This window comes from Microvirga tunisiensis, from assembly GCF_009296175.1.
In the GTDB taxonomy this organism is placed as follows: domain Bacteria; phylum Pseudomonadota; class Alphaproteobacteria; order Rhizobiales; family Beijerinckiaceae; genus Microvirga; species Microvirga tunisiensis.
Genome location: NZ_VOSK01000835.1, coordinates 1 through 1072, shown reverse-complemented (window position 1 = coordinate 1072; position 1072 = coordinate 1). Strand labels below are relative to the sequence as shown.

At 63.2% G+C, this 1072-nt stretch carries 1 protein-coding gene; it reads left to right on the top strand.

Annotation, left to right across the window (positions count from 1 at the left end; translation table 11 throughout):
• Positions 1 to 4 precede the first annotated feature (4 nt).
• Positions 5 to 1072 carry an IS630 family transposase gene (locus FS320_RS43985; protein ID WP_162003652.1) on the top strand — a complete coding sequence of 356 codons (1068 nt, stop codon included), beginning with the start codon at positions 5 to 7 and terminating at the stop codon, positions 1070 to 1072.

The following is a 1072-nucleotide window of genomic DNA, read 5'->3' as shown; positions in this document are numbered from 1 at the left end:
TGGTATCTCCATCACCCTTAACTCCTCAGACAGGCAGCGCCTTGAGGCTGTTATCAGCAACCGGAACACGGCCCAGAAGCATGTCTGGCGGGCCGCCATCGTGCTGCTGAGCGCCGATGGTGTCGGCACGGCCGAGATCATGCGCCAGACCGGCACCTCCAAAACCTGCGTCTGGCGCTGGCAGGAGCGCTTCATGCATGAGGGCGTCGACGGCTTGCTGCGCGACAAAACGCGCCCGCCCCGGATCAAGCCGCTTAGCCCTGACATGGCCGAGCGGGTGATCAACCTGACGCTGTCCGACCCACCGGCCGAGGCGACCCATTGGACCGCCGCCATGATGGCCGAGCAGACCGGGATCAGCGCCAGTGCCGTACGCCGCATCTGGCGAGCTCATGGCCTCCAGCCGCATCGCTATCGTCAGTTCAAGCTCTCCAACGATCCCAAGTTCGCCGAGAAGCTCAGAGACGTAGTCGGGCTCTACGTCGACCCACCGGCGCATGCCATCGTGCTTTCGGTCGACGAGAAGAGCCAGATCCAGGCGCTCGACCGCACTCAGCCCGGTCTGCCGCTCAAGAGGGGCCGGCTTGGGACCATGACCCACGACTACAAGCGCCATGGCACCACGACACTGTTTGCCGCCCTGAATGTCCTGGACGGCACCGTGATTGGCCGCAACATGCAGCGCCACCGGCATCAGGAATTCATCCGCTTCCTGAACACCATCGAGGCTCAGGTGCCGGCGGGTCAGACGGTGCACGTGATCCTCGACAACTACGCGGCTCACAAGCATGCGAAGGTCCGCGCCTGGCTGGATCGCCATGAGCGCTTCACCTTCCACTTCATCCCAACTTCATGCTCGTGGCTCAACGCGGTGGAGGGCTTCTTCGCTAAGCTCACGCGCCAGAGGCTCAAGCGCGGCGTGTTCCGTTCGGTGGTCGATCTTCAGGAGGCCATCAACCGCTACGTGGCTGAAACCAATGCACGTCCCAAGCCCTTCACCTGGACGGCCAACCCAGATGAGATCATCGCTGCCGTCCGGCGAGGGCACCAAGTGTTAGATTCCGTCCACTAG